30 protein-coding genes and 1 tRNA gene are annotated in these 25,363 nt (G+C 57.4%); 7 read left to right on the top strand and 24 right to left on the bottom strand.

Annotated elements, in window-relative coordinates; genetic code table 11:
- Positions 1–66 precede the first annotated feature (66 nt).
- Positions 67–141, top strand: a tRNA-Glu gene (locus tag ACW81B_RS09935).
- Positions 142–223: 82 nt separating this feature from the next.
- On the opposite strand, the gene ACW81B_RS09940 is transcribed toward ACW81B_RS09935, so the two are convergent.
- The 5 genes from ACW81B_RS09940 to ACW81B_RS09960 form a co-directional block, all read right to left on the bottom strand.
- Positions 224–1,213: a type II TA system antitoxin MqsA family protein gene (locus ACW81B_RS09940; RefSeq protein WP_491580070.1), complete on the bottom strand. Its 990-nt coding sequence runs from the start codon at positions 1,211–1,213 to the stop codon at positions 224–226.
- 31 nt (positions 1,214–1,244) lie between these two features.
- Positions 1,245–1,592 carry a hypothetical protein gene (locus ACW81B_RS09945; RefSeq protein WP_491580071.1) on the bottom strand — a complete coding sequence of 116 codons (348 nt, stop codon included), beginning with the start codon at positions 1,590–1,592 and terminating at the stop codon, positions 1,245–1,247.
- Positions 1,593–1,814: 222 nt separating this feature from the next.
- Complete coding sequence (locus tag ACW81B_RS09950; protein ID WP_491580072.1) at positions 1,815–2,147, bottom strand: DUF2173 family protein; 333 nt, start codon at positions 2,145–2,147, stop codon at positions 1,815–1,817.
- 9 nt (positions 2,148–2,156) lie between these two features.
- Complete coding sequence (locus ACW81B_RS09955; RefSeq protein ID WP_491580073.1) at positions 2,157–2,498, bottom strand: DUF2173 family protein; 342 nt, start codon at positions 2,496–2,498, stop codon at positions 2,157–2,159.
- A gap of 36 nt (positions 2,499–2,534) precedes the next feature.
- Positions 2,535–2,888 carry a DUF2173 family protein gene (locus ACW81B_RS09960; RefSeq protein ID WP_491580074.1) on the bottom strand — a complete coding sequence of 118 codons (354 nt, stop codon included), beginning with the start codon at positions 2,886–2,888 and terminating at the stop codon, positions 2,535–2,537.
- Between the two features lie 176 nt (positions 2,889–3,064).
- On the opposite strand from ACW81B_RS09960, the gene ACW81B_RS09965 reads away from it, so the two are divergent.
- Positions 3,065–3,514 carry an RDD family protein gene (locus ACW81B_RS09965; RefSeq protein WP_491580075.1) on the top strand — a complete coding sequence of 150 codons (450 nt, stop codon included), beginning with the start codon at positions 3,065–3,067 and terminating at the stop codon, positions 3,512–3,514.
- Positions 3,515–3,545: 31 nt separating this feature from the next.
- Here ACW81B_RS09965 and lptG read toward each other — a convergent pair whose 3' ends face one another.
- Entirely contained in the window at positions 3,546–4,610 is a 1,065-nt protein-coding gene (lptG, locus tag ACW81B_RS09970) for an LPS export ABC transporter permease LptG (RefSeq protein WP_491580076.1), read from the bottom strand.
- Positions 4,607–5,671 (bottom strand): LPS export ABC transporter permease LptF, encoded by a 1,065-nt coding sequence (gene lptF / locus ACW81B_RS09975; RefSeq protein ID WP_491580077.1) that lies wholly within the window; start codon positions 5,669–5,671, stop codon positions 4,607–4,609. The genes lptG and lptF overlap by 4 nt, the downstream gene beginning before the upstream one ends.
- 124 nt (positions 5,672–5,795) lie before the next feature.
- Between lptF and ACW81B_RS09980 the strand changes: the two genes are divergently transcribed.
- Genes ACW81B_RS09980 through ACW81B_RS09990 form a run of 3 tightly spaced genes read left to right on the top strand, consistent with a single transcriptional unit; the run spans position 5,796 to position 8,069 of the window.
- Complete coding sequence (locus tag ACW81B_RS09980) at positions 5,796–7,298, top strand: leucyl aminopeptidase (RefSeq protein WP_491580078.1); 1,503 nt, start codon at positions 5,796–5,798, stop codon at positions 7,296–7,298.
- Positions 7,285–7,713, top strand: a complete 429-nt coding sequence (locus ACW81B_RS09985; protein ID WP_491580079.1) for a DNA polymerase III subunit chi — start codon at positions 7,285–7,287, stop codon at positions 7,711–7,713. The genes ACW81B_RS09980 and ACW81B_RS09985 overlap by 14 nt, the downstream gene beginning before the upstream one ends.
- Positions 7,713–8,069: a hypothetical protein gene (locus ACW81B_RS09990; protein WP_491580080.1), complete on the top strand. Its 357-nt coding sequence runs from the start codon at positions 7,713–7,715 to the stop codon at positions 8,067–8,069. Before ACW81B_RS09985 ends, ACW81B_RS09990 begins: the two co-directional genes overlap by 1 nt.
- Positions 8,070–8,177: 108 nt before the next feature.
- Here the strand turns inward: ACW81B_RS09990 and ACW81B_RS09995 are convergent, their stop codons facing one another.
- The 4 genes from ACW81B_RS09995 to ACW81B_RS10010 form a co-directional block, all read right to left on the bottom strand.
- Positions 8,178–8,939, bottom strand: coding sequence for an anti-sigma factor family protein (locus ACW81B_RS09995; protein WP_491580081.1), 762 nt, complete (start codon positions 8,937–8,939; stop codon positions 8,178–8,180).
- Positions 8,936–9,451 carry a sigma-70 family RNA polymerase sigma factor gene (locus tag ACW81B_RS10000; protein WP_491580082.1) on the bottom strand — a complete coding sequence of 172 codons (516 nt, stop codon included), beginning with the start codon at positions 9,449–9,451 and terminating at the stop codon, positions 8,936–8,938. The genes ACW81B_RS09995 and ACW81B_RS10000 overlap by 4 nt, the downstream gene beginning before the upstream one ends.
- Before the next feature lie 24 nt (positions 9,452–9,475).
- Positions 9,476–10,000: a cytochrome P460 family protein gene (locus ACW81B_RS10005; protein WP_491580083.1), complete on the bottom strand. Its 525-nt coding sequence runs from the start codon at positions 9,998–10,000 to the stop codon at positions 9,476–9,478.
- A 126-nt stretch (positions 10,001–10,126) separates the two neighbouring features.
- Positions 10,127–10,537: a hypothetical protein gene (locus ACW81B_RS10010; protein ID WP_491580084.1), complete on the bottom strand. Its 411-nt coding sequence runs from the start codon at positions 10,535–10,537 to the stop codon at positions 10,127–10,129.
- Between the two features lie 148 nt (positions 10,538–10,685).
- On the opposite strand from ACW81B_RS10010, the gene ACW81B_RS10015 reads away from it, so the two are divergent.
- The gene (locus tag ACW81B_RS10015) at positions 10,686–13,499 is read left to right on the top strand and encodes a valine--tRNA ligase (RefSeq protein WP_491580085.1); all 2,814 of its coding nucleotides are present in this window, start codon (positions 10,686–10,688) and stop codon (positions 13,497–13,499) included.
- 225 nt (positions 13,500–13,724) lie between these two features.
- Here the strand turns inward: ACW81B_RS10015 and ACW81B_RS10020 are convergent, their stop codons facing one another.
- From ACW81B_RS10020 to ACW81B_RS10040, 5 genes are read right to left on the bottom strand one after another with little or no spacing between them, the layout of a single operon-like run.
- On the bottom strand, positions 13,725–14,123 hold the full coding sequence (locus ACW81B_RS10020; RefSeq protein WP_491580086.1) for a CBS domain-containing protein: 399 nt from the start codon (positions 14,121–14,123) through the stop codon (positions 13,725–13,727).
- Positions 14,120–14,470 carry a P-II family nitrogen regulator gene (locus ACW81B_RS10025; protein WP_491580087.1) on the bottom strand — a complete coding sequence of 117 codons (351 nt, stop codon included), beginning with the start codon at positions 14,468–14,470 and terminating at the stop codon, positions 14,120–14,122. Before ACW81B_RS10025 ends, ACW81B_RS10020 begins: the two co-directional genes overlap by 4 nt.
- Before the next feature lie 3 nt (positions 14,471–14,473).
- A complete protein-coding gene (locus ACW81B_RS10030) occupies positions 14,474–15,265 on the bottom strand; it encodes a DUF1538 domain-containing protein (protein WP_491580088.1) in 792 nt (263 codons plus the stop codon).
- Positions 15,262–15,999, bottom strand: coding sequence for a DUF1538 family protein (locus ACW81B_RS10035; RefSeq protein WP_491580089.1), 738 nt, complete (start codon positions 15,997–15,999; stop codon positions 15,262–15,264). The genes ACW81B_RS10030 and ACW81B_RS10035 overlap by 4 nt, the downstream gene beginning before the upstream one ends.
- Before the next feature lie 13 nt (positions 16,000–16,012).
- Positions 16,013–16,243 carry a DUF2970 domain-containing protein gene (locus tag ACW81B_RS10040; RefSeq protein WP_491580090.1) on the bottom strand — a complete coding sequence of 77 codons (231 nt, stop codon included), beginning with the start codon at positions 16,241–16,243 and terminating at the stop codon, positions 16,013–16,015.
- Positions 16,244–16,493: 250 nt separating this feature from the next.
- On the opposite strand from ACW81B_RS10040, the gene ACW81B_RS10045 reads away from it, so the two are divergent.
- Positions 16,494–17,558 (top strand): response regulator, encoded by a 1,065-nt coding sequence (locus ACW81B_RS10045; RefSeq protein WP_491580091.1) that lies wholly within the window; start codon positions 16,494–16,496, stop codon positions 17,556–17,558.
- Between the two features lie 136 nt (positions 17,559–17,694).
- Here ACW81B_RS10045 and ACW81B_RS10050 read toward each other — a convergent pair whose 3' ends face one another.
- From ACW81B_RS10050 to miaA, 8 genes are all read right to left on the bottom strand, one after another.
- A complete protein-coding gene (locus ACW81B_RS10050) occupies positions 17,695–18,987 on the bottom strand; it encodes an adenylosuccinate synthase (RefSeq protein ID WP_491580092.1) in 1,293 nt (430 codons plus the stop codon).
- Positions 18,988–19,035: 48 nt separating this feature from the next.
- Complete coding sequence (locus tag ACW81B_RS10055; protein ID WP_491580093.1) at positions 19,036–20,226, bottom strand: ATP phosphoribosyltransferase regulatory subunit; 1,191 nt, start codon at positions 20,224–20,226, stop codon at positions 19,036–19,038.
- 15 nt (positions 20,227–20,241) lie between these two features.
- Positions 20,242–20,427, bottom strand: coding sequence for a DUF2065 domain-containing protein (locus tag ACW81B_RS10060; RefSeq protein WP_491580094.1), 186 nt, complete (start codon positions 20,425–20,427; stop codon positions 20,242–20,244).
- Positions 20,428–20,504: 77 nt separating this feature from the next.
- Positions 20,505–21,368, bottom strand: a complete 864-nt coding sequence (gene hflC, locus ACW81B_RS10065; RefSeq protein WP_491580095.1) for a protease modulator HflC — start codon at positions 21,366–21,368, stop codon at positions 20,505–20,507.
- Positions 21,368–22,585, bottom strand: a complete 1,218-nt coding sequence (hflK, locus tag ACW81B_RS10070) for an FtsH protease activity modulator HflK (protein ID WP_491580096.1) — start codon at positions 22,583–22,585, stop codon at positions 21,368–21,370. The genes hflC and hflK overlap by 1 nt, the downstream gene beginning before the upstream one ends.
- Before the next feature lie 56 nt (positions 22,586–22,641).
- Positions 22,642–23,961 (bottom strand): ribosome rescue GTPase HflX, encoded by a 1,320-nt coding sequence (hflX, locus tag ACW81B_RS10075; protein ID WP_491580097.1) that lies wholly within the window; start codon positions 23,959–23,961, stop codon positions 22,642–22,644.
- A gap of 62 nt (positions 23,962–24,023) precedes the next feature.
- Positions 24,024–24,278 (bottom strand): RNA chaperone Hfq, encoded by a 255-nt coding sequence (hfq, locus tag ACW81B_RS10080; RefSeq protein ID WP_491580098.1) that lies wholly within the window; start codon positions 24,276–24,278, stop codon positions 24,024–24,026.
- Positions 24,279–24,416: 138 nt separating this feature from the next.
- Positions 24,417–25,358, bottom strand: a complete 942-nt coding sequence (gene miaA, locus ACW81B_RS10085; protein ID WP_491580099.1) for a tRNA (adenosine(37)-N6)-dimethylallyltransferase MiaA — start codon at positions 25,356–25,358, stop codon at positions 24,417–24,419.
- Positions 25,359–25,363 lie beyond the last annotated feature (5 nt).

Below are 25,363 nucleotides of genomic sequence, written 5' to 3' on the forward strand. Positions count from 1 at the left end.
TTAGCTTGTCCCTGAATCGCTTGCGCGTATAATAGCACCGCTGCTGGTTCCATTCAGCGTTCTTTAGCTCCCTTCGTCTAGCGGTCAGGACACTGGCCTCTCACGCCGGTAACAGGGGTTCGATTCCCCTAGGGAGCGCCATCTCAAATAACTATGGAAGCTCTGATTAATTTGAAATCGTCATTCCGGCGCAGGCCGGGATGACGAATTAATCAGACCTTCCCTATATTCTCAAATCCTTAGAATACAGATACGAAATAGTCTCCCCTTCAACCGTCGATGCATAGGCGGCCTCTTCATGCGAGAACTTCATAATATCTGCGGAACCAAATCCCTGAAAATGGTTGAAGACTTTTTCCAGAACATCACGCTCGGTTTGCTCAAATGCACCAGGATCGGGTTCAACACAGGCCACGCATTTGAAGCCCGTGTAATTACCAAAGATCTCCTCCTCAACAGCCAGGTAATGCTCACGTGACAATTCGGCAAAGTAGTAATCGTAATCATCGGGTACCGGACCATACTGAAGATGTACATAACGCGCACCAGTAATGGAAATAGAATATTCCTTGAAATGCTTGAAATCAGCATAAAAGAGTAGTTTGTTCAGTTTTGTTTTGGGTTGTCCGTCCGAGCAAAAGTAAATGATTGCATTACACAGCTTCCGCCAGTCCAGCTTGCGGTATCCGCTGAATTCATCCGGCGCATAATTACCAAAGCGTTCCTCGAAAAGACGTTCAAAAGAACACGCCTCATCATCTGCGGCATGCAGTTCTCGCAAGAGGCGCTCGCGCTTGTCCTCGGGAAGTGCATCCGGTGCTTCATCGATGAGCGTGATCAAATTATGGGGTTCCATCGCGAGCCGCAGAATCTTCTCGTGCGCCTCACTATGCAACGCGCCGTTTTCGTACCGGCTCAAGGTCACGCCACCCCAACCGAGGATTTTGCTCAATTCATTCTGGGTCAGCCCATATTGCTTGCGCCAGTCACGAATTTGTTCGGGCTGGAGCATGTCGTGGCGATGACGGTATTCCCGGTAGGCCAGCACAAGCGCATCCGGCTCCCGGGTATTTTCGAAGTCCACTCCGCACGCCATACACCGGAAGAATTCAACATCGACCTCGATGGGTTCGCCACGAACCTCAACCACTTCCCGGCAGCGTACACGTTCGAGTTCGGTCTCTTTCTCACAATTTGGGCAAATACCTTTCATAACAATTCCTCCACTGGCCGTTTAGGCACCGTTACCTGAGTGGGTACTTCAGTGGAAATCTGGCGATATGAAACGAGATACATTTCGCGATCTGTTTGTCTCCAATCTGCGCCACCTTCAACTTGATATAAACCTCATGTCCTTCAATCTCACGTCCGAAAATCCACAGATTACCTGGACGGTCCCGGTCGGGTTTCGGCCCCTGGCAGTAATCCGTGACCGATAACCCCAGCAAAATTTCTTCCAGATTCGCCTTGGTCAGACCCAGCCGTGCGAGTGTTGGTCGGGTTTCCGCCCGAGGCACAATGTCGACACCACTGCCGCCAGTAGCCACTTGTTTGAATTCCAACAGGAAATCCCGCACGTCCTGGATGGGCACTGAATCACTCCTTGATAAATAGCGGCCATTGACAACAATTATTTATCAATTGATAAGTTTTGGCAAGCGTAATAAACAAAAAGCCCCGCACCAACGGTGAGGGGCCATACTGATACACCTGACTAAAGTCGGCATACACCCGCCGGTTATACGGCAAACCGTATACCTGTAAATACGCTATACCGTATAAACATGGGGTTTCAGCTCAAACTGAACTGTGCCTCAGTAGCGTGAAGCCTCCGCCAGCTCTTTCATCACCTCGTTGAGCGAAGCTTCCTCATTATCGATGAAACACACCAGGTTGCCGACGCTGCACACAGTGGCCTTTGCGCCGCGCACGATCCAGCCGCCCGGCGGGGTCCAGCCCGGCATGCCGGTAAACATGGAAAACTGGTCGGTATTGCCCTGCACCATGCGTTTATAGTCGTGGGCGAACTTGGCGAGGCGTTCCATCATATCATCGCCGAGCATACCGTAACCTTCCACCAGTGCGCCGTCGTCACGGAAATGACAGATAACAAAGACACCGTCGAGTGCGAGTAACTGTTTAATCATACCCCGTACTCAACTGTCCAGCGCGGCGTAGGCCGCTTCGAAATCGCAATCGTTATTGCGCAACACCACTCCACGGTGGCCGTTACCCACGGCAGACCACTCCAGGCCCACCAGTGTGAAGCCCTGCACAGGGTAGAAACCGCCCTGCCCGGTGGTCTTCTCCCAGCCCCTCGCCTGCATGGTGGCGATGGCGATATTGGCGACAAATACATGCGCCAGCAAATCCAGCGCATCGGTTGTTAAATCCGAGTCATCGGAAATGCGGTGGTTGGTCAGTTCGCCGGTATCCGAAAATTCAAATGCAGCGGCGGCGCCGTGCAGGTTCATCAGGTTATCAAGACTGCTCATCATTGTTCTCCAACTGCATGGCCGGTGTAGCAACCGGCGCTAGATCATTTCTTCTACGTCAGCAAGTTTATCCTGCATCTGTTTCATCACGCGGTTCAGCAGGCCGGCTTCGTTCTGCAAAAAACAGAACACATTGGCCACTACACACACACTGAACTGCGGTCCGCGCACCACCCAGCCATGGGCCGGGTCAAACGGGCAATTCTCGCTGTTGGCGCCGAGAATTTCCGCCTGCATATGGGTTCCCATGGTGGTAGCGCGGCACATGATGGACGCCATGCGCGCCATTTCATCGTTCAACTGGCCCTTGTAGTTGTAGCGGTCACCCCGGTAGGCATATTCGCCTGCCGCAATGACGCCGGGGATGTCGGCCAGATCGGCGTAGACACTCATCCGGTTACTCCTTCGTGCTTTTGTTATTTTCCCGCCTTGCGGCGATCCCGTCCGAAATATGGCCTTTCAACCTATCCCGTAGGGGTTTCATAGCACAGCAACACACAATTGTCACCGTTGCAGCAAGTATGCCAGACACCGTACATTAGGCCTGCCGCCAACCGATCAAGATGACAATGACCGATTCCTCAAGCCAGCCGCCACCCGCCGGACTTTTCCGCCGGCTTGCCGCATTGCTCTATGATTCACTGCTGTTACTGGCAGTCATGTTCATCTCCACGGCAATCCTGCTGCCTTTTACCGGTGGCGAGGCGGTTCATCACAATCCGTTTCTGACGACGTATCTGCTGTTTATCAGTTTCGCGTTCTACAGCTGGTTCTGGATGCATGGCGGGCAGACGCTGGGCATGCGCAGCTGGAAGCTCCAGTTGCGTAACATCAATCCCGGCCCGATTACATTGTGGCAGGCATTGTTGCGCTTCATGGCAGCCATCCCTTCGGCGCTGCTGCTGGGCGCCGGATACCTGTGGATGCTGATCGACCGGGATAAACTCACCTGGCACGACCGCTATTCGGAAACACGCATCGTACAACTCGATGAAAACCCGCTGGCGCGCAAGCGCTGACAGGTGGGGGTATCTCGCAATGAACGGGGAGTTATATTAACCGTCGCATCAGGATCACAGCGGCAACAAACACCAGCAGCGAAGGTATTAGTGCCGTTATCCACGGCTCGCTGCCGTAAACCAGCCCGGCGTGTGCAACGGTTTCATTCCCCAGCTTGAACAGCAGCCCGATCATTACGCCGGCCAGCACGCGCAGGCCCATACCCTGACGGCCTAACGGCCCGAGTACCATACCGACCGACAGCATCAGCATGGCCAGCACCGCCAGTGGCGCGCTCAGGCGTTGCCAGAACTCCAGCCGGTATCGATCCACCCGCATACCGCCCTGCTCCAGCCCGCCGATGTAACGCAGCAATTCCGGCAGCGAAAAGCTGCCGGTCTGTTGTGCGAGCAAGCGGGCGAGTTGCGGGTCGACCAGTTCACCTGCGGCCAGCTTTTCCTGCTGCTCGACCGCAACCTCCTCCCCATTAAAGCGAGTACGCCTGACACCTTCCAGCATCCAGCCCTGCTCTGTATATACAGCCCGGGCAATGGCGCTGGCGGTAACCAGTTGCGGTGGCTGGTCGAGGGTATAAATGCGGACATCAGAAAGGCTGCCGTCTGCCTCGGCGCGGCCGACCTGTATCATCCGCTGCCCCTTGTGCACCCAGAAGCCGTTGCCGCGCTCAACGCCTGCCTCTGCAAAGATTGCCTGGGCACGAAGGCGGGTCGCCGTCTGCGTGGCCGCCGGCGCAATACCCTCGCCCAGCGGCAGTACCGGCACCAGCATCAACACACCGGCCAGTAATACCGAAAGACTCAGGCGCGACTGTGAGCACCCGGCCAGCCGGAACGCATTCAATTCACCTTGGGCGGCGAGATTCCCCAGGCCAAGCAGGGTGCCGATCAGTACGGCCATGGGAAAGGATTGCCACGCTTTGGCCGGTAACGACAATGACACGAACAGCAGGGCGTCCTGCCAGCCGTACTCTCCGCGGCCAATGTCCCCCAGTTCGCCGAGAAAACTGAACAGACCGTCAAGCGCGACCACCACCAGCCAGGCAAGCAGTGTTGCCGACATCACTGAGCGGGCGATATAACGGTCCAGGTGCTTCATGGCGCAAACCGTCGACGCAGGAACAACAGCGTGGCCACCGGCACCAGGATTACAGCATGCACCCACCAGAGACCGGCCTGCCCCACCAGCCTGTCCTGCTCGATCCACAGGCGCCCGACACCCATCAGGCTGTAATACACGGTAAACACCAGCACCCCGAGCCAGAGCGGCGTATAGCGGCTGTCGGCGGCCGGTCGCAACCGCGCCAGCGGCACAGCAATCAACACCAGCACCAGCACGCTGACCGGTCTGGCCACGCGCATGGCCAGTTCGGCGCGGGCAACCGGCGCAGGGTCCGCGACCAGTTCAGCCGTAGCAACGGCATCCTGTTTGTCAGGCACGCTGACCTGTGCAGGATCGAGGCGGACCCTGTAGTCGTGGAAGCGCAGGCGCCGGTAGTCCGCCTGCCCGGCCTCACCGTCATACTGGTAGCCTTCGCCCAGTACCAGGTAACGTCCGTTGTTACCCGCTTCGATCGAGGCGTGTTGTGCGACCAGTACCTGCGCACGTGGCCGCCGGTCGATATGGATAAAAATGTCTTCCAGCGTCCCGGCTTTCGCGCCGGCACGCTGCGCGTACACCACCCACTCGCCGCCGCGCAGGAAAGTAAACTGCCCCGGCGTCAATGCGCTGGCATCCAGCCGTTGTTCCGCCTCGGCACGCAGGCGATAGCCCTGCGCGGCCGTGTGCGGTACCAGCCAGGCACTCAGCAGCGCAACCAGCAGGGTCGCCAGCACGACCGGCACGGCGAAGGCCCGGTACAACTGCCACGGCCCGACACCGCTGGCGGCCAGCGCCAGCGCCTCGCTGTCGTGGTTCAGCCGCCCCAGCAACCACAACAGCGCCAGGAACAGCGTCAGCGGTAACAGGAACACAAAAAACCCCACGGATTTCAGGCCAAGCAGCCACAACACCGTATCGGCCGGGATGCGGCCACTGGCTGCCTGCCCGAGGTAAATGGAAAATCGCGCTGCCAGCAGCACCAGCCACAACACCAGCGTGAAGGACAGCCAGTAGCGCAGCAGTTCCCGGCCGAGGTAGCGATGCATGACGGAAGGCATGGAATGTAGCTTTATCCTGTTTGTCCGGTGGGGCGGCATTTCAAATCAACGCCCGGCCTGTTAAATTTGCGCGATACTGATAATCCAGCATAACGCACCGAAATTCCAACCGAAGGAGCAGTTCATGGACTTCAATGCCAAAACCGCTGACGCCGACAAGCTTGCAAGCAGTTGCGTGGTGGTCGCCGTTTCATCGCCGCGCCGCCTTTCACCGGCTGCCGCACGTCTCGACAAGGCCAGCCGCGGACAGATCAGCGCACTGATCCGGCAAGGCGATATCAGCACCGACTGCGGAAAAACCACCTTGATTCTCAACCCGGCCGGTCGGGTAAAGGCCAAACGTATTCTGGTGGTGGGCTGCGGCAAGGCCAAGCGACTCTCCGCGCAGGCTTTCAACAGGATTGCCTCGGCCGCTGCCAGGGCAGTACAGGACAGCGGCGCAACCGATGCCGCCAGCTGGCTGAGCGAAGTCGAGGTAAAAGACCGCGACAGCCGCTGGAAGGCGCAGCAGATTGCCTCCGCCAGCGAAGATGCCGTGTACCGCTTCGATGAGCTCAAGAGCGATCCCAAACCACCCAGACGCCCATTGCGCCGGCTCAGTGTTATCGCCGCCAGCCGTGATGAACTGGACGCGGTTCGCGAGGGCGTAACCGCGGGGGCGGCGGTGGCACACGGCATGAACCTCGCCCGTACACTGGGTAACCGTCCGGGCAATTACTGCACGCCAGCCGACCTGGCCGATGAAGCGCTGTCACTCAAAAAAGACTTCCCCTCACTCAAGGTGCAGGTGCTGGAAGAAAAGGACATGGAAAAACTCGGCATGGGGGCACTGCTTTCCGTGTCGCGTGGCAGCCGCGAACCGGCCAAGCTGATCGTGATGCAATATCACGGTGCTAAAAAGCGTGACAAGCCCACGGTACTGGTCGGCAAGGGCGTGACCTTTGATTCCGGCGGTATTTCCATCAAGCCGGGGGCGGCGATGGATGAAATGAAGTTCGACATGTGCGGTGCCGCCAGTGTGTTCGGCACGGTGGCCGCCGTGGCGGAGATGAAACTGCCGGTAAATCTGGTCGGCATTGTGCCGGCCACCGAGAACCTGCCCGATGGCCTTGCCACCAAGCCGGGCGATATTGTCACCAGCATGAGCGGGCAAACCATCGAGGTATTGAATACCGATGCCGAAGGCCGTTTGATTCTGTGCGATGCGCTTACCTACGCCGAGAAGTTCAACCCCGATGTTGTCATCGATATCGCCACCCTGACCGGCGCCTGCGTGGTGGCACTGGGCAAACACGCCACCGGCCTGTTCAGTAACCACCAGCCGCTGGCCGACGAGCTGCTGTCCGCGGGACAGACGACGGGGGACCGCGCCTGGCAAATGCCAATGTGGGACGAATATGACGAGCAACTATCGAGCAACTTTGCCGACATGGCCAACATCGGCGGCCGCGACGCCGGCAGCATCACCGCCGCCTGTTTCCTGTCACGCTACACCAGAGACTATCGCTGGGCACACATGGATATCGCCGGTGTAGCCTGGAAATCCGGCAAGGACAAGGGCGCTACCGGCCGCCCGGTGCCATTGCTCACGCAGTTCCTGATGGAACGGGCCCATGACGCAGGTTGATTTCTATGTACTCGGCGACAGCGCGCCGCGCTCGCGCCTGCAGTTTGCCTGCCGACTGGCCGACAAGGCCTACCGGCTGGGTCACCGGGTCTATATTCATACTGAATCGCCTGAACAGACGCAGGAACTCGACACCCTGCTGTGGACCTTTCAGCAAAACAGCTTTGTGCCGCATAGTACCGTGGAGAATACAGGTGATACGATACCACCGGTATTGCTCAGTCACGATACCGAACCGGACGCCAGCCAGGTGATGATCAACCTTGCCGCCGACGTTCCGCTGTTTTTCAGCCGTTTTGAACGCGTCGCCGAACTGGTCAACGCGGACAACACGGTACGACAACAGGGCCGCAGTCGCTACAGTTTTTACAAGGAACGCGGTTACCCGTTACGCACCCACGAGATCAAGTCCTGATGGAAGAACAACCGATCAAACTCGATGACGACGGGGTACCGGTGCTGGACAACCCCGTTAACCCTGAACTTCTCCAGCAACAACCCGTCCCTGCCGGCCCTGACCTCACCAGCCACGACGCCATCGAACAACTGCTCGAAACAGAGGGCATCCGTGAACTGGTTAATGACCTGACTGAAGACCTGCAGAAACTGGTCAGCTGGAAAATCGAGGCGGTACTCAAGGAAGAACTCGCCCGGTTGATACACAGCGCCACTGAACAGAGCAGTGAAAAGCTCAGCGAAGACATCCGCACCCAGTTACAACTGGCGCTGCCGGAACTGGTGGCGAAGATTGCACAGACGAAGCCGGAGTAACCTGGCTGTCTTCCTGCAACAGGATTTGCGTAACGGTGCTGTCCAGACCGTAGACAGACAGGCCAGCCAGTTGGCACGACAGGCGATTGAACCCGTTCACAATTCCGGCTACTGGAACACTGCCTGCACAGCGCTGGCAACCGTTACCAGGCGCGAGGCCGGCTGTGTACCGATCACCGCATAGCCAAACTCGCCATCGATCCAGTAGAACACGTGCAGATCACCCTGTTCACGGTAACGGAATTCACTGCTGCCATCCGCATCAGCAACCCGCCGCACATACACAGTCAACCGCTGCCCCTGTGCATCTTCGTACATGAACTGGGCGGCCATCCGGTTGGTGGATGGCAACAGGCGACCGCCAATAAATGTCAGGTTTTCATGTGACAGGTCCGGTGCCTTCAGTTCGGTGTGCATGCGCTGTGATAACCAGCGGTTCAGTGAAGCCTGTTCGGGTGCAGGGATTTCCACCGGGTAACGCATGTCCGTGGAGTAGACCTGGTGTGCAAACGTGGCAGGCTGGACCAGGTCTGCCATGATCGGCCCGGTCGACAGTATTTGCGCTGCGGGTTTCAGTGACCAGCCAAACAGACCGGAGACCAGCATCAACAGGAGGACAGTTGCCACACGTGAGAACTGCACAAGCGGGTGTCGACCGGCTGGCATGAAAGCTTCAGGTGATTCAGCCAGCACAGTGTCGAAGCGCTCGTGCAGTTGCGCCTGGACCTGTCGGTAATCATTTAACCGTTCAGCCGCATCGGGAGACGTCGCCAGCCAGGCTTCAATCTCCAGACACCGTTGTGCATCGAGCTCACCATCAAGGTAGGCATGCAGATCCTGTGCACTGAAGGTTGTGTCGTCTTCTTTCACTTCACACTCCGTATACGCCTGGCCTTGCCAGGGGCCCGGTTCAGCCTGCCACGCAGTTTTTCGCGTGCCCGGTGCAGACGCGACATCAGCGTACCCGGTCGAATACCCAGTACACGTGCGCTCTCGGCATAGGACAAACCCTCCAGGCTGACCAGCAACAATGCGGCGCGCTGCTCTTCAGGCAACTGCATCAGGACCTGTTCGATATCCTGCAGACCGGCGTGCAACTCTGCACTGTCGGCACTGGCCATTTCTGCGCAGACATCATCAAGCGGCACGACATCGGGGCGTTTCCGCACACGCCGGCAATCGTTGGCGAACTGGTTGTGCATGATGGTAAACAACCACGCGCGCATATCGCTGCCGCTTCGCCAGAAGTGCAATCTGCCAAGCGCACGCGCCAGCGTTTCCTGCACAAGATCTTCAGCATGCTCGCTATCACCGAGCAAGGCACGCGCATAGCGCCGCAATCGGGGAATGTACTGGAGTACAAGTTCGTCACGGCGGAGCATGCGAAATATCAGGCGGGAAACCCGCTATTTGAATACCGTGGGGAACAGGGCCGGCGTCGTAAACACCCAGTCATTGCCCTTGACCGGGGTGTGGCAGGCAATACACTCCTGGCCGACGCCCGCATCCTTGCCATAAGGCTTCTGCTCAGGACCGACCCAGCGCGCCCAGCCCCAGCCCGTGCCGTTAGCCGCCCATTTCTTACTGTCGCGAAACATGAACTCGGCATGCACAAATCGGTCAGGGGCAATGGCAGCCGGCCAGTGAGACTCTGCCATTTGCTTCCACACCACCTTGCCAAGTACTGCGCCATCCGGCCAGGGATTGGTGTTACCTGCCCGTGCAGCCTCGATGGCAATATCATTACCCAGAATAACGCGCATGGACTTGTTATCGGTGCGATGCGATATGGAGATAACCCGCCAGTTGGGATAATCGGCGGGAAATTCAATACCGTTCGGTGCCGGCGGAACCGCTGTGCCACCCCCCGCAAACGAGGCCGTGGCGAAAACCAGCGCAGATACCAGCAGGGCAATATTGATTGTTTTCATTGGGTGCTTCCTGTTCGTGATTGGAGGTATGTCACCCCTGTAAACAATCGGCAATACGGTTTATTCCATACCGAATTAAATTAATTCACCCCGGCAGTATCTGTTCACGTTGAAACAGTCTGGCGACTACTTGTACGACTCCGGCTCACGAATGGCCGGGATCAGCTTGCCTGACATCAGCACGACGTAATAATGGAGGACAGGTTTACCCTCCCTCATTGTCTCCACCACGACCATGTAGTGCCAGATATTTTCATGATGCGGGACAGGCCGTAACTGGATTTCCTTCAGGCTGGCGTTGTTCAGGGTTGGGGTTTTTTCCAGGTACGCCTGCATGATGCCGAGTACGCCTGTCAGTGTCAGGGGCGGCGCACCCTCAAACGGAGCCCACTGGCCTTCCCTGTGCAGGTCATCTTTATTGATATTGACGACGACACGTGCACCATCGACGCCTTCGATCATTTCAATCGGGAACTGAAACGCCCAGACACCGCTGCTTGATACATACAACAAACCCGCCAGTACTGCTCGAAACATACAAAATTCTCCCCATCAGTCATTACTGGATAGCACCATGCCACCCGGGGTGCGAGGATAGCATGACCTGCTCCCGCCCGACCTTTCCGCGCCAGTGCGGTATAATCCCCGCCCATTCTTGCAGCCTAACCAAAGACCCCTGATTTTCATGGAAAAAACCTACAAACCCCATCAGATTGAGCAGCGCTGGTACCAGACCTGGGAAGACAGGGGCTACTTCGCCCCCAGCGGCGAAGGCAAACCCTACTGCATCATGATCCCGCCGCCCAACGTGACCGGCAGCCTGCACATGGGTCACGCTTTCCAGGACACACTGATGGACGCGCTGATCCGTTTCCACCGCATGCGCGGCGACAACACCCTGTGGCAGGCGGGCAGTGACCACGCCGGCATCGCCACCCAGATGGTGGTGGAGCGCCAGCTGGAAGCAGAAGGCAAGACCCGCCACGACCTGGGGCGCGAGGCGTTCATCGAACGCGTGTGGGAATGGAAGAAAACCTCCGGTGGGCACATTACCCGCCAGTTGCGCCGCATGGGTTCCTCGCTGGACTGGGAACACGAACGCTTCACCATGGACGAGGGATTGTCCGAGGCAGTCAGGGACGTGTTTGTCCGCCTGTATGAAGAAGGCCTGATCTACCGTGGCAAACGACTGGTCAACTGGGACCCCGTCCTGCACACCGCCATCTCCGACCTGGAAGTGCTGTCGCAGGAAGAAAACGGCCACCTCTGGCACATGCGTTACCCGCTCAGCAACGGCACCGGTCAGCTGGTGGTGGCAACCACACGTCCCGAAACCCTGCTCGGCGACTGTGCCGTTGCAGTTCACCCCGGCGATGAGCGTTACAAGCACCTGCTCGGCGAGTTCGTTGAGCTACCACTGACGGGGCGCAAAATCCCCATCATTGCCGACGACTATGTCGACCCGGAGTTTGGTACCGGCTGCGTGAAAATTACCCCGGCACACGACTTCAACGACTACCAGGTGTGGACGCGTCACCGGGATGAAAAAGCCATCAGCGAACAACCGCACGGCGGCCTGATCAATGTCTTCACCCGCGATGCCGCCATTCGAAGCAATGAAGCGGAAGAAGATGGACTGATTCCCGAGTCCTACATCGGCATGGACCGCTTTGCCGCGCGCAAACAGATCGTCAAGGACCTGGAGGCGCTGGACCTGCTGGAAAAAATCGAGGATCACAAACTGGTCGTGCCACGTGGCGACCGTTCCGGTTCCGTCATCGAACCCTTCCTCACCGATCAGTGGTACGTACGCGTACAGCCGCTGGCTGACCCGGCCATCAAGGCCGTCGAGAACGGCGACATCCGTTTTGTGCCGGACAACTGGAAGAACACCTATTTTGAATGGATGCGCAACATCCAGGACTGGTGTATCTCACGACAGATCTGGTGGGGGCACCGCATACCGGCCTGGTATGACGACCAGGAAAACATCTATGTCGGCCACAGCGAAGCCGAAGTTCGCGAACGGCACAAACTGGCCGATGATGTCGAACTGCGCCAGGACGAGGATGTACTCGACACCTGGTTCAGTTCCGCACTATGGCCATTCAGCACGCTGGGGTGGCCGGAGCAGACCGATCGGCTGAAGACCTTCTACCCGACCAGCGTACTGGTCACCGGTTTCGACATCATTTTCTTCTGGGTCGCACGCATGATCATGATGGGCCTGAAATTCATGGGCGATGTGCCGTTCCGCGAAGTCTATATTCACGGCCTGGTGCGCGACGCGCACGGCAACAAGATGTCCAAGTCCAAGGGTAATGTCCTCGATCCCATCGACCTCATCGATGGTATCGACCTGGAATCGCTGGTGAAGAAACGTGCCGGCAGCATGATGCAACCGCACCTTGCAGAAAAAATCACCCGACAGACGCGCAAGGACTTCCCCAACGGCATCCCCTCATTTGGCACCGACGCACTGCGTTTTACCTTTGCCGCCATGGCCTCTACCGGCCGTGATATCAACTTCGACCTGAACCGCATCGAGGGTTACCGCAACTTCTGCAACAAGCTGTGGAACGCCGCACGCTACGTACTGATGAACACCGAGGACAAGGACTGCGGCCAGAAAGGTGGTGATAACGAACTGAGCAGCGCTGATCGCTGGATACTGTCCCTGCTGCAACAGACCGAACAGCAGGTCATCGACAATATCAACAACTACCGGCTCGATCTGGCTGCACAGGCCATCTATTCCTTTATCTGGGACGAGTACTGCGACTGGTACCTGGAACTCTCCAAGGCCGTACTGACCGACGAAAATGCCAGCGAAGCCGCACAGCGTGGTACACGGCAAACCCTGGTGCGCGTGCTGGAAACCGTACTGCGGCTGGCTCACCCGATTATCCCGTTTATTACCGAGGAAATCTGGCAACGCGTTGCGCCACTGGCCGGTGTCGAGGGCGAAACCATTATGCGCCAGCCCTACCCGCAACCGGATGAAACGCTCATCGACGAATCGGCTGTGGCGGAAATCAACTGGGTCAAGCAGTTCGTACTGGGGGTACGCAAGATCCGAAGTGGCATGAACATCGACCCGCGCAAATCACTGCCGGTGCTGTTACAGAACGGCAGCGCAATCGATCAGCAACGCCTCGAAGCCAACCGTAATTTTGTTACCTCGCTGGGCCGTGTCGAATCCATCGAATGGCTGGGCGACAGGGAAGGCCCGGAATCTGCTACCGCGCTGGTCGGAGAAATGAAAGTCCTGATCCCCATGGCAGGGCTGATCGACAAGGAGGCCGAGCAGGCACGCCTGAACAAGGCACTGGAACGCAAGCGAAACGAACTGGAGCGCACGGAAAAGAAACTCGGCAACGCCAGTTTTGTGGACAAGGCACCGGCCGCTGTGGTGGAAAAGGAAAAGGCCAAGCTGGAAGACATCCGCACCACGATTCGTCAACTGGAAGAACAGCTGGAGAAAATCGCCAAACTGTAATATTTGGGGTCAGAGTAAAAACTTCTTCCCGCGCATATTGTTAATCACATATTTTTACTCTGACCACAGATTTAATTCCGCAGGCTGAAGTCTGTGTTCCCGGGTTGAATTCGTCGCAGGTGGGGTGTCCTTTATCATCGACAACGGTTTGCCCGCTACGCGGGCAAACCGTGGAAGTGGAAAGCCCTGATAATCCATTGCTAACACCACAACATGCAAGCACCTTCAAAAATCAAAACCCTTAAGCACCATATCGGTAAAGCTGACTATCCCGACCATCTTCCTGTCATCTATGACCGGGGCGCGTGAAAGGCCAAACCGCTCAAACATGCGTGCGCAATAACGAATGTCCATATCGGACGGCACAGAGATAACCGGCTTGGCCATGATTTCGTAGATATTCACCCGTTCCGGCGAGCGATCACGCGCCAGCACCTGTTTGGCTATATCAGACAGTAGCACCATGCCATATTCATCGTCATCGTCACGTTTATCGACGATCAGACACTTGGTCTCGACGTGCTGCATGGTTTTCAGCGCATCAGCAACTGTCAGCTTGCCATCAATCATATCGAAGCGTGACTTCATCACATCACGGACCCGAACCACCCTGCGATCACTCATAATTCACTCTCCACTCGTTCTACCAGTTCCATCACTTGGTGTTGAACACCCACGGCATCCTCAACATCAATCTGAAAGGCGATACCGGTACCCGGCGTTTCATCAAAACGGCCGACTTCACACACCTTCTCCAGGATTTTCCGACTCAGATGTTCCTCGACCAGGAACAACAATACGTCACGCTGTGTTTCCAGCGACAGACCAAGAAATGTCTTGCACTTTTCCATACCTTCACCGCGCGCATTACCGATCACGGTCGCGCCTGTCGCTCCGGCCTCGCGCGCGGCATCCATCACCTTGTCTGTCTTGCTGTCTTCCACAAAAGCAATAATCAGTTTGAAATGCATACGCTATCCACTCCTCGTTGTACTGTGTTTTGCGCGCCTGGCCCGAAACTCCGACAACTGCGCATAGGCCATCACACTCATGATCGGAAACAGGCTGGCGAACGCAATCAAACCGAACCCGTCAATCAATACATTCCGCCCGGGTACGGTTTCCGCCAACCCGAGTCCCAATGCGGCAATCAGTGGCACCGTCACAGTCGATGTCGTTACACCACCGGAGTCATACGCCAGTGGCACAATAATTCTTGGTGCGTACAGTGTCTGGATCACCACAACAATATAGCCAGTGATAATAAAGTAATGGATCGGTAAGCCGGTTACGATTCGCCACGCACCCAGCGCAATACCAATCGCCACTCCAATCGCCACAGAGACCCTGAGTCCCCACACGCCCACTGAACCACCGGACACCTGGTTGGCCTTGATGGCAACCGCCATCAGTGAAGGCTCGGCAATGGTAGTAGAAAAACCAATGGCGAAGGCAAACAGGTATACCCAGTAATATTTCGTCCAGTGCACAGCCCCCGCAAGCTGCTCAACACCCCCAAAGATGAATACCGGGTCGGTCAGTTGCATGGCCATTACCCTTCCCAGCGGGAATAACGCTCTTTCCAGACCAAGCAGGAACAGCGACAGGCCAATCACAACATAGACAAAACCGGTCAGCACCTGGCGAAGATGGGGTGGGGGGCGCCGGATAACCATGAACTGGAACACGCCAATAACAATAACAATCGGCGCCACATCCCTGAGCGTACTGAGCAAGGTCTGCAGGAAATCAACCAGCAGGCTCATTGCACCACCATGCCGTAGAGCATCACGAAAACAATGGGGGTCAATGACGCCAGCGCAATCAGCCCAAAACCATCCACCATCGGGCTGCGCCCGCGGATCGAAGAGGCCAGCCCTACACCGAGCGCTGTCACCAGCGGTACTGTAATAGTGGAGGTCGTCACACCACCGGAATCATAGGCGATACCAATGATCTCGCGGGGTGCAAAGAAGGTAATAATCACAACCAGCACGTAGCCACCGGCAATCAGCCAGTGCATGGGCCAGCCTTTAAGAATACGGATCACACCCAGCACGATGGCGAAACCCACGGAAAACGCAACAGTCAGTCGCAGCCCACTGGCATAGGCATTGCGGGCCTTGTCACCGGGGCCTATGGCACCGGCGGCAGACGCCACATCGGCCGCCTCAGCCGCTACGGCAATCAGGGCTGGCTCGGCTATCGTCGTCCCGAAGCCCAGTGAAAAGGCAAAGATCAGCAACCAGGTGAGGCTGCCCTTGCGGGCCAATGCGTGCGCCAGTGATTCTCCAATCGGGAACAGCGCCATTTCCAGACCACTGATAAAAAACGTCAGCCCGGTAACCACCAGCAGGATACCAGCAAGAAGTTCAAGCAGATTGGGGACAGGCTGTTGCAGTACCACCAGCTGAAAAAACACCACAACCAGCACAACAGGTAACAAATCCCGGGAACTGCTCAACAGCGCCCCGGCAAACGCGCGCACCGGACCTGGCATCAGTCAATCCGGGTCAGGATGGCTGCACCGCGCTGACAACCAGCTGAACAACCGCCCAGATCGTCAGAATGAACAATAATGTCGCTACAGCGCCGACTATGATGTAAGTGGAAACCTTGCCTTGCCTGAAATCTTCCTTGTGTTTGCTGCTGCTCTGCACACCAAACATCGAGGCGGCCACACTGCGGACCACGCTAAACAGCGACTGACCGCGTTCTGATACCGGTTTTTCCTGCTGGGACATACAAACTCCTCGAAACAACCTGTGATAGATCAAGCCACTGGACGAAGGCCTGACGAATATCATTGAAATCCGTCACTTAAGTTTGGCCCAAACCCGCCGCTAGCTTCAATCGACGCCCGCCGTGAAGTTATTTTAACTCATTTTTCAGGGCGTTAGTGAGGCAATATTACCTCGGTAGTGCGGTAAGCAGGGAAGCTCCGCAGTGTAGTTTTTCTGCTGTGACGATTTCTGGACATTTTAGGGGCACCGTATGCCGACGGTCTTGATTCTCGACGGGGAGCTTTCCCGGCGACAACATCTGGTCAAGCTGATCACAAAAATCGATCCGCATCTCCATGTCGAGACGTTCGTCAAGGCTGAGGCCGCCCTGGCATGGCTGCGCTGGCACCCGGCCGATCTTGTCGTTTCCGACAGCCAGTTTGCCGATATCCGTGCCACCAGCATCATCCATGGCATACGCCAGCTCCCGGATTGCAGTGACCTGCCCGTTGTCATGCTGACACCGTGCGAGGATCTTGACTGCCGCCGCGACGTGCTGAACGCCGGCGCCACGGACCTCCTCACAACACCGCTCGACGACCTGGAGTTTGGTGTGCGTTGCAGGAACCTGCTGACCTGGCGCAGTCAGCAAAAGGTTATCCACCAGCGCGCCCGCTGGCTGGAACGGCGCGTGTCGGAAGCCACCAGCGAAATCCGCAAGCGCGAGCACGAAACCCTGCTGCGGCTGGCCAAGGCCGGCGAATACCGTGATGAAGATACCGGCAACCATGTGCTGCGCATGGCCAAATACGCCCGCCTTATCGCCGAACAACTGGGCCTGTCCAGGAGTGACTGCGACGCTATCGAGATGGCGGCACCCATGCACGATATCGGCAAGATCGGCGTACCGGACCAGATCCTGCGTAAACCGGGACGACTGACCCACGCTGAATTCGAGATTATGAAGCAGCACACGCTGATCGGTTATGAAATTCTGAAAGAAAGCCCCTCGAAGTATCTGCAGACCGGTGCAATCATTGCGCTGAGTCACCATGAAAAATTCAATGGGACAGGTTACCCGCACCAGTTGGGGGGACACGAAATCCCGCTGGTCGCGCGCATTGTCAGCGTGGCTGATGCCTACGACGCATTGACCTCTGAACGCCCCTACAAGGAAGAATGGCCCGTAAAGAAAGCTGTCGATTACATCAACAGCCAGCGCAGAAAATTCTTCGACCCGGAATGTGTGGATGCTTTCCTCGCCCAGCTCGACAACGCGCTGCGTATCAAACAAACCCTGACGGACAAGCCACGCAAGTCGAACTCACACCGCTAGGGAAGGCCTGATTAATTCGTCATCCCGGCGCAGGCCGGGATCCAGGGTATTGAATTGTCTGGATTCCGGCCTGCGCCGATGACGGGATATTGCGCTGGAATGACGGGATATAACGACTATGCTGGTTCGAGGAGAACTACTCGAACGGATGCCGTTTGATCAGCGTTTCCTCTCGATCCGGCCCGGTTGAAATAATATCGATCGGTACACCACACAGGGATTCAACCTTGTCCAGGTAATCGCGTGCTGCCTGCGGTAACTGGTCGAGCGACCTGGTGCCAACGGTTGATGCTTTCCAGCCTGGCATTTCGATCAACACCGGCTCGCACTTCGCCATCAGGTCAGCACCGACAGGAGGGATGGTGATCTCCTTGCCGTCCAGCTTGTAGGCCACGCAGATCTTCACCGTTTCCATGCCGTCCAGCACATCCAGCTTGGTGATACAGATACCGGTGACACTGTTCACTTCAAGTGAGCGACGCAGGGACACGATATCGAGCCAGCCACAGCGACGCTGGCGACCGGTCGTTGCACCAAACTCGTGACCTTTCTCACCCAGGTACTGGCCGTCGTCATCAAACAGTTCCGTCGGGAACGGGCCTGCACCCACGCGTGTGGTATAGGCTTTCACAATGCCAAGAATATAGTCGAGCGCACGTGGCCCTACACCACTGCCACTGGCTGCGCCACCGGATGTCGTGGTTGACGACGTCACATAGGGATAGGTGCCATGATCGATATCCAGCAACGCGCCCTGCGCACCTTCGAACATCACGCTCTTGCCTTCGGCGCGCAGCTTGTGCAGTGTGCCCGGCACATCCTCGACCATCGGCGCAATCTGCTCGCCCTGCGCCAGCGCTTCATCAAGTACCTTCTGGTAATCGACGGTATCCACCTTGAAATAATGTTCCAGCGCGAAGTTGTGGTACTCCATCACTTCACGCAGGCGTTCCCTGAAATGGCTCTCATCAAGCAGTTCACCAAGGCGAATACCGCGCCGGGATACCTTGTCCTCGTAGGTCGGACCGATACCGCGCCCGGTGGTGCCAATCGCCTTTTTACCACGCGCGATTTCGCGGGCCTGGTCGAGTGCGATGTGATACGGCAGGATCAGCGGGCAGGACTCGCTGATACCGAGCCGTTCACGTGCCGGTACACCATTGGCTTCCAGGGTTTCGATCTCTTCCAGCAGCGCGGCCGGCGACAACACCACGCCGTTACCGATCAGGCAACGCACACCCACGCGCAGGATACCGGAAGGAATCAGGTGCAATACGGTCTGCTTGCCATCGATGACCAGTGTATGGCCGGCATTGTGCCCACCCTGGAAACGCACCACGGCGGATGCACGGTCGGTCAGCAGGTCGACAATCTTGCCCTTGCCTTCGTCACCCCACTGGGTACCGATAATCACTACGTTCTTGCCCATGGAACTCTCAACCCTGTTTCTTGTAGCTGTTAAAAAATTGATCCCGGTTCAGGCGCCGAGCGGTTGAACAACCCACTGCGAACCATCCCAGTGCAACACCCGGTCGCAACCGGTTTCCGCGACATTGCCGGCCTGGCCGTGCAACTGCCGGATAACGATTTCCCCTGTATCACGCAGTTTGGCAATGGCCTCTGTCAATGCGGCATCATCCTCGGCCGGGGCGAGAATCGCACCTGCCTGTGCCGGCCATTGCCGGCTGCCCAGTTCCATCAGCGTGCGCAGATCGGTACTGAAGCCGGTCGCCGGTCGCGCCACGCCGAACACCTTGCCAATATCGTCGTAACGTCCGCCGCGCGCAATCTCCTGGCCGCGGTCTGCCACGAACACGGCAAATACAACGCCGGTCTGGTACTGGTAACCGCGCAGTTCGGCAAGGTCAAAGTGCAGGCTGACGTCCGGTAAACGCCGCGCTGCCAGTTCGGCAATCTGCTCCAGGTTGTCCAGTGCGGCCAGCACATTGTCACTGCTGCCCGCGAGCAGATCACGGGCGCGCGGCAACACATCCTGGTCACCATTCAACGTGGCCAGTCCGGCCAGTCGCTCACGTTGCGCCGTGGAAATCTCCAGGGCGCCAAGGAATTCATTGATTTCCGGAATCGCCTTACGTTGCAGCGCATCAAACAGTAAAGCTTCCTGCTCACCGTCCAGGTTGGCGTCACGCGCCAGGCCACGATAGATACCGACATGACCCAGGTCGATATACAGGTCATCGATACCGGTCAGGCCCAGTGTCGCTACCATCAGCTGCAGAATCTCGACATCACTTTCCGCACCGGCGTGGCCGAACAGTTCCGCGCCAACCTGCATGGGACTGCGCGAACCGGCAAACCCGTCCGGGCGTGTGTGCAAAACAGTACCGAGGTAACACAGTCGACTGGGGGCCTCGCGTTTCAGGCCGTGCGCATCGATACGCGCCGCCTGCGGTGTCATGTCCGCGCGCAGGCCCAGCAGACGACCGGACATCTGGTCAATCAGTTTGAAGGTCTGCAGGTCAAGATCGTGGCCGGTACCGGTAAGTAATGAATCCAGGTAATCCACGAACGGCGGGATAATCAGTTGATATCCCCAACCGCGATATAAATCGAGAAGTTCACGACGCAACTGTTCCAGCCGCGCGGCCGGCTCCGGCAGCAGCTCTTCAATGCCCTCGGGCAGTAACCAGCGATTCTTGCCTTTCATCACGTCGGTATCGTCCTAGCGAACCCAGTACAGTAGAGCCAGGCCGGCCAGCATACTCACCAGACCGGCGACACGCAGACTGCGATCGTCCATCTGCGCCAGTGTTGCCATCATACGCCTCACGGCACCCGGGTTTACGAACGGCGCAATGCCTTCGATGACCATCAGCAGCGCCAGCGCCGCCCAAAGATCATCCCACATCGCACCCTCCAAAAAAAAGCCGGACGACATAACGTCGCCCGGACTCAGTATTATACGTCATTCGCCGACTGGCGTTATCACTTTGCCTTATCGAAATAGCGGAAGAAATCGCTGTCCGGGCTCAACAACATCATGTCGCCACTGCCACCGAGACTTTCACGGTAAGCTTCCAGGCTACGGTAGAAGCTGTAGAACTCCTTGTCCCTGCCATAGGCTTTCGCGTAGATCCCGGCAGCAGTCGCGTCGCCTTCGCCTCGCACCTGCTCGGCGTCACGATAAGCCTCGGCGATAATAACCTGTCGCTTGCGATCTGCGTCAGCACGAATTTTTTCCGCCTCTTCGAAACCGCGTGAGCGGAACTCCTTGGCGACACGGGCACGCTCTGCCTGCATGCGTCGATAGACCGAGTTGCTGACTTCAGCCGGCAGATCGATGCGCTTGATTCGCACGTCTTCAATCGCAATGCCGATTTCCTGCGCCTGCAGGTTCGATTCCTCTGTCAGCGCACGCATGATTTCATCGCGTTCACCGGAAACCACCTCGTTGATGGTGCGTTTACTGAACTGTCCACGCATACCATCCTTGATGATCTGTTCCAGTCGCAAGCGTGCATGACGCTCGTCGCCCGAAACAGCGGTGTAATAGCGCGTTACATCAGCCACCCGCCACATGACGAAGGAATCGACAATCACGTTTTTCTTTTCCGCTGTCAGAAAACGTTCCGGTTCGACATCCAGTGTCAGGATACGCGCGTCGAACTTGCGCACGTTATTGACAAACGGAATCTTGAAATGCAGCCCGGGTTTGAAATCCGCTTCACGAATTTCACCCAGACGGAACATGATAGCCTTTTCCCATTCGCTGACGCGAAACATGGAGAAACTGCCGACCACCAGCACTACCAGTGCCAGCACCAGGACAAAACCCTTGCCATTAGCCATCAGCGTGTCTCCCTGGTCGTGCGCCGTGCCGGCCGGGTCGGTATTTTATTGTCACTCCGGACACGGGTTCCGTTACGGGCACCGGTACCGGTAAAGGCATCACTGACGTTGGTTCCGGTACTGCGTCTGCTGGTGTTCTGTTTCATTAACTGGTCCAGTGGCAGATACATCAGGTTATTGGCGTTATCGCTGTCCACAATAACCTTGTTGGTCCGCGACAACACGGTTTGCATGGTTTCCAGGTACAAACGCTGGCGGGTAACTTCCGGCGCGTTTTTGTATTCTTTCAGCAGCGCAGTAAAGCGACTGGCTTCACCTTCTGCCTTGGCAATCAGCGATTCCTTGTATGCCTGCGCTTCCTGGGTCTGGCGCGCGGCACGACCACGGGCCTTGGGGATAACCTCGTTGGCATAGGTCTCGGCTTCGTTCTTCAGGCGCTCCTTGTCCTCACGCGCCTTGATTGCATCAGAGAAAGCACCCTGCACTTCTTCCGGTGGCTGGGCATCCTGCAGATTGACGTCGGACACCAGCATGCCACTGTCGTACTCATCGAGGATCGTCTGCATCGATTTCTTGACCCGACTGACAACCTCGGCGCGTCCCTCCTTCAGCACGAAGTCCATCTCGCTCTTGCCGATCACTTCACGCACGGCGCTTTCCGCCACCTGCTTCAGTACAGCATCGGGTTGACGCACATTAAAGAGGTATTTACGCGGATCATCGATCTGGTACTGCACGGCCAGCTGGATATTGACGATATTTTCATCTTTGGTCAGCATCAGCGCTTCGCGCTCAACCGTCAGGCCGGCCTGGCCACCGGCACCGGAACGGTAACCGATTTCCACGAAACGGCGCTGTTCGACATTGACGATCTCGACCTCCTCAATGGGGTACGGCAGATGCCAGTGTGGACCAGGCATGGTTGCACCGGTGAATGCCCCGAAACGCATGACCACGCCACGCGTACCTGCGTCGACGATATAAAAACCGGAAAACAGCCAGACGACAAAGACAATACCGGCAATCAGGCCAAATCCCATCATCCCCTTGCCCGAACTGCCGCCACCCGGACCGCCACGCCGGCCACCGCCGCCGAACAGGCTGCCAAGCTTGTCCTGCATTTTCTTTACGACCTCGTCGAGATCAGGCGGGCCCTGGTCTTTACGACCTCCCCACGGATCCTTGTTGTTACCGCTTCCCGGCTCGTTCCAGGCCATGTATGACTCCAAAATTACATAAAAATGCTGGTTTATGGTGCTCGAAACCGGAGATTCTAGGGGGCTTGTGCCGCGCCCGCAACATTGATTGAATCCCGCCCGGTGTGCAGAGTGTATTCCAGACCCTCGCGGCGGTACAGATCATCCAGTTCCCGGCCACTGATGGTCACTTCCAGCCACCAGCCGCCAGCAGGATCCGGGGCATCCGTCAAAACCTCGCCAGTTTTGTAAATCATGGCGCGCAACCGTCCGGCAGCAGGCGGCAAATACAGCCAGCCTCGCACCTGGTCCGGCATGAAATACTCGCATAAGGCGCTTTCCAGTAAATCCAGCCCCTCGCCACTGACGGCTGAACACCCGATCCGCGTTACCTTGCCGTCGGAATCACGCAGCAACTTTGCCGGCTCGCTGCTCAGATCAATCTTGTTGTAGACCATCAGCTGCGGCACGTCACCCGCGCCGATGTCGGCCAACACCTCGTTGACCTGCTCAACGCGCGTCTGGCGCTCGGGATCATGGGCGTCCACCACGTGCAACAGCAAATCCGCTTCCAGCGTCTCTTCCAGGGTGGATCGGAATGCCGCCACCAGCTCGTGGGGCAGGTTACGCACAAAGCCTACCGTGTCGGCCAGCACCACCGGCCCGAAACCGGGCAGATCAAAACGCCGCAGGGTCGGATCAAGTGTGGCAAACAACTGGTCCGCGGCATACACGTCCGCCGCACACAGTCGGTTGAACAAAGTGGATTTACCGGCATTGGTATAGCCGACCAGCGACACCGTCGGCACTTCTGCCCGGTCTCTCGCACGACGTCCCTGGGCGCGCTGGCTGCGCACCTTTTCAAGGCGCTTGTGGATCTGCTTGATACGGTTGCCCAGCAACCGACGGTCGGTTTCGAGCTGCGTCTCCCCCGGACCACGCAGACCGATACCGCCCTTCTGGCGCTCAAGGTGGGTCCAGCCGCGGATCAGCCGGGTGGAAAGATGGCGCAGCTGCGCCAGCTCCACCTGCAACTTGCCTTCGAAGGAACGGGCGCGCTGGGCGAAGATATCCAGGATCAGGCCGGTACGGTCCAGTACACGCGCACTGAACAGCTTTTCCAGGTTGCGTTCCTGGCTCGGCGACAATTCGTGGTTAAAGATAACCAGCCCGGCCTCTTCCGCCAGCAACAGCTCGTGGATTTCCCCCGCCTTGCCGGAACCCACATAATATTTTGAGTCAGGCGCGTTGCGACTGGCGGTTACTGTCGCAACCGGTTCGGCACCGGCCGAACGTGCCAGGTCGGTAAATTCCAGCAGCTCTTCCGGCTCGGATTCGCCCGGAAAATCAACGTGAACGAGGATCGCCCGTTCACCACTATCTGGTCTTTCAAACATGAGGGTATTGGAAACCGGACCCCGTCAGGGTGAGGTCCGGTATGATGAACGTACTGCAGGAATCAGTTATTCCCGGCGTCTGAATTATGATTTTCATCTCCACTCGCCAGGCGCACATTACGCGCCGGCACAACAGTCGAAATGGCATGTTTGTATACCATCTGACTTACGCTGTTCTTCAGTAACACCACAAACTGGTCAAATGACTCTATCTGTCCTTGTAACTTGATGCCATTCACCAGGTAAATAGCAACAGGAATACGCTCCTTGCGAAGCGCATTCAGGAAGGGTTCTTGCAGTGACTGCCCTCGGGCCATGTCATTTCTCCTTCTTCTCGTAACGTGTACTTGCCCGCACGCCTGCGAAATTTCCGGGGCGCTGACGGTGTATACGGATTTATTGTGCCACATCCCGTGTGGTTAAAAATTTTCCTTACGGGCAAAACTATAGCACATTCAATTGCCTGCTGCGCCAACCTGCTTGATGAGCGTACTAACAGTTCTGGCTGCGTCCCTGATGGACGGATCAACCCGGTTTGTATTCCCCTCGCTGCGCAGCCAGGTAAGTTGTCGCTTGGCATACTGACGCGTTGCGACAATGGCCCGTTCGACCCATTCCTGCGCAGATAGTTTCCCATCCAGGTGCGCCCAGGCCTGGCGATAGCCGACAGCGCGCATGGACGGCATGTCGGGATTGAGGTCACCGCGAGCGCGCAAGGCACTGACTTCATCAAGAAAACCCTGTTCCAGCATGAGATTGAAACGCTGACGGATACGCTCGTGCAGTACGGCGCGGTGTTCCGGCACCAGGGCAATTTTCAGGAAATCCAGTGGCGGCGGCTTGTCGCTGCAACGCTCAAACTGCTCGGTCATGGATACCCCGGTGATTTCGTAGACTTCCAGTGCCCGCTGGATACGCTGCGGGTCATTGGGATGGATGCGCGCCGCGGCCACCGGATCGATGCGGGCCAGGCGTTCATGCATGGCCGCCCAGCCACTGACCCGGGCCTCCGCCTCAAGTCTGGCGCGCACCACTGGGTCGGCAGCCGGCAGGTCGGACAGGCCCTGCTCCAGCGCCCTGAAGTAGAGCATGGTGCCACCCACCAGCAACGGGATACGGCCGGCACGATGAATCGCACCGATTTCCCGCAGCGCATCGTCGCGAAACCCGGCCGCGGAATAGGCCTGTACCGGATCACGGATATCGATCAGCCGGTGAGGTGCAATCCGCAGGGTGTCGGCATCCGGTTTGGCCGTACCGATATCCATGCCCCGGTAGACCAGTGCCGAATCGACGCTGATGATATCCAGCGGGAACCGCTGCACCAGCTCGACCGCCACAGCGGTCTTGCCGGACGCAGTCGGCCCCATCAGACAGATGACCCGTGGGTGAGCCATGGGTG

The sequence above is a fragment of the Thiogranum sp. genome (assembly GCF_058323355.1).

Bases quoted from the DNA above. Each gene is read 5' to 3' on its own strand.
- ACW81B_RS09940 (WP_491580070.1), bottom strand. From the start codon at position 1,213: ATGAAAGGTATTTGCCCAAATTGTGAGAAAGAGACCGAACTCGAACGT.
- ACW81B_RS09950 (WP_491580072.1), bottom strand. From the start codon at position 2,147: ATGATTAAACAGTTACTCGCACTCGACGGTGTCTTTGTTATCTGTCAT.
- ACW81B_RS09955 (WP_491580073.1), bottom strand. From the start codon at position 2,498: ATGATGAGCAGTCTTGATAACCTGATGAACCTGCACGGCGCCGCCGCT.
- ACW81B_RS09960 (WP_491580074.1), bottom strand. From the start codon at position 2,888: ATGAGTGTCTACGCCGATCTGGCCGACATCCCCGGCGTCATTGCGGCA.
- ACW81B_RS09965 (WP_491580075.1), top strand. From the start codon at position 3,065: ATGACCGATTCCTCAAGCCAGCCGCCACCCGCCGGACTTTTCCGCCGG.
- lptG (WP_491580076.1), bottom strand. From the start codon at position 4,610: ATGAAGCACCTGGACCGTTATATCGCCCGCTCAGTGATGTCGGCAACA.
- lptF (WP_491580077.1), bottom strand. From the start codon at position 5,671: ATGCCTTCCGTCATGCATCGCTACCTCGGCCGGGAACTGCTGCGCTAC.
- ACW81B_RS09980 (WP_491580078.1), top strand. From the start codon at position 5,796: ATGGACTTCAATGCCAAAACCGCTGACGCCGACAAGCTTGCAAGCAGT.
- ACW81B_RS09985 (WP_491580079.1), top strand. From the start codon at position 7,285: ATGACGCAGGTTGATTTCTATGTACTCGGCGACAGCGCGCCGCGCTCG.
- ACW81B_RS09990 (WP_491580080.1), top strand. From the start codon at position 7,713: ATGGAAGAACAACCGATCAAACTCGATGACGACGGGGTACCGGTGCTG.
- ACW81B_RS10000 (WP_491580082.1), bottom strand. From the start codon at position 9,451: ATGCTCCGCCGTGACGAACTTGTACTCCAGTACATTCCCCGATTGCGG.
- ACW81B_RS10005 (WP_491580083.1), bottom strand. From the start codon at position 10,000: ATGAAAACAATCAATATTGCCCTGCTGGTATCTGCGCTGGTTTTCGCC.
- ACW81B_RS10010 (WP_491580084.1), bottom strand. From the start codon at position 10,537: ATGTTTCGAGCAGTACTGGCGGGTTTGTTGTATGTATCAAGCAGCGGT.
- ACW81B_RS10015 (WP_491580085.1), top strand. From the start codon at position 10,686: ATGGAAAAAACCTACAAACCCCATCAGATTGAGCAGCGCTGGTACCAG.
- ACW81B_RS10020 (WP_491580086.1), bottom strand. From the start codon at position 14,123: ATGAGTGATCGCAGGGTGGTTCGGGTCCGTGATGTGATGAAGTCACGC.
- ACW81B_RS10025 (WP_491580087.1), bottom strand. From the start codon at position 14,470: ATGCATTTCAAACTGATTATTGCTTTTGTGGAAGACAGCAAGACAGAC.
- ACW81B_RS10030 (WP_491580088.1), bottom strand. From the start codon at position 15,265: ATGAGCCTGCTGGTTGATTTCCTGCAGACCTTGCTCAGTACGCTCAGG.
- ACW81B_RS10035 (WP_491580089.1), bottom strand. From the start codon at position 15,999: ATGCCAGGTCCGGTGCGCGCGTTTGCCGGGGCGCTGTTGAGCAGTTCC.
- ACW81B_RS10040 (WP_491580090.1), bottom strand. From the start codon at position 16,243: ATGTCCCAGCAGGAAAAACCGGTATCAGAACGCGGTCAGTCGCTGTTT.
- ACW81B_RS10045 (WP_491580091.1), top strand. From the start codon at position 16,494: ATGCCGACGGTCTTGATTCTCGACGGGGAGCTTTCCCGGCGACAACAT.
- ACW81B_RS10050 (WP_491580092.1), bottom strand. From the start codon at position 18,987: ATGGGCAAGAACGTAGTGATTATCGGTACCCAGTGGGGTGACGAAGGC.
- ACW81B_RS10055 (WP_491580093.1), bottom strand. From the start codon at position 20,226: ATGAAAGGCAAGAATCGCTGGTTACTGCCCGAGGGCATTGAAGAGCTG.
- ACW81B_RS10060 (WP_491580094.1), bottom strand. From the start codon at position 20,427: ATGTGGGATGATCTTTGGGCGGCGCTGGCGCTGCTGATGGTCATCGAA.
- hflC (WP_491580095.1), bottom strand. From the start codon at position 21,368: ATGGCTAATGGCAAGGGTTTTGTCCTGGTGCTGGCACTGGTAGTGCTG.
- hflK (WP_491580096.1), bottom strand. From the start codon at position 22,585: ATGGCCTGGAACGAGCCGGGAAGCGGTAACAACAAGGATCCGTGGGGA.
- hflX (WP_491580097.1), bottom strand. From the start codon at position 23,961: ATGTTTGAAAGACCAGATAGTGGTGAACGGGCGATCCTCGTTCACGTT.
- hfq (WP_491580098.1), bottom strand. From the start codon at position 24,278: ATGGCCCGAGGGCAGTCACTGCAAGAACCCTTCCTGAATGCGCTTCGC.
- miaA (WP_491580099.1), bottom strand. From the start codon at position 25,358: ATGGCTCACCCACGGGTCATCTGTCTGATGGGGCCGACTGCGTCCGGC.